Origin of the sequence: Bacillus sp. AFS098217 (genome assembly GCF_002551815.1) — a bacterium.
Taxonomy (GTDB): Bacteria; Bacillota; Bacilli; order Bacillales; family Bacillaceae_G; genus Bacillus_A.
The window spans coordinates 1-613 of the sequence record NZ_NVPR01000091.1; the positions used below are offsets into that span (position 1 = coordinate 1).

At 33.3% G+C, this 613-nt stretch carries 1 protein-coding gene; it reads right to left on the bottom strand.

Translation table 11 applies throughout. From position 1 onward, the window contains the following. The coding region (locus COO03_RS21990) for a thiol-activated cytolysin family protein (protein ID WP_179863021.1) at positions 1-613 on the bottom strand (613 nt) is incomplete at both ends.

Consider the following 613-nt stretch of genomic DNA (forward strand, 5'->3'; position numbering starts at 1 on the left):
GCATTAAAGTCAATGTTCAGTCCATTATCAAGATATTTAGCATTAACATTAAGAGCACTTGCGATTTGAGATTTACTATAAACCATAGATTCCGTATACTGCATTCTTGCAGGTAACGTATGTGTTGATGAATACTTTTCGTTCCAAGTAGATACTAAATCATCTACTGCTCCAGATACATTACTATATGTTGGATTTTGGACAGTTACTGTATTTTCTTTTCTCATGCCAGGTAAGTCTATACTAATATTCAAAGGTTTTCTCTTGGCCACTAATAAACTCGGTTGATTATCCGCAAAAGCTTTATTTGCAAGTTGTACTGCTCCTGGATAAGTACGATTAGTCATAGAATCAATAATCGAAATATCCACTGGCGAAGTTGTAAGTGATTTTTTCTCACGTTCAACCACTACAAATTTACCATTTGAATTTATACTTTCCTTCGGCACAAAACTCTCTACTTTATCACCATTTACTGCTAAAATATCTCTACTATCATACTTTAAATTTGCTATGCCATTATCGATGCCACTAGCATTTTTTGCTTGATCAGCTGAATTACTTGTTTGTGTTTCAGCGAAGGAAATAAATGAATAATTAATAGTGCATAAAC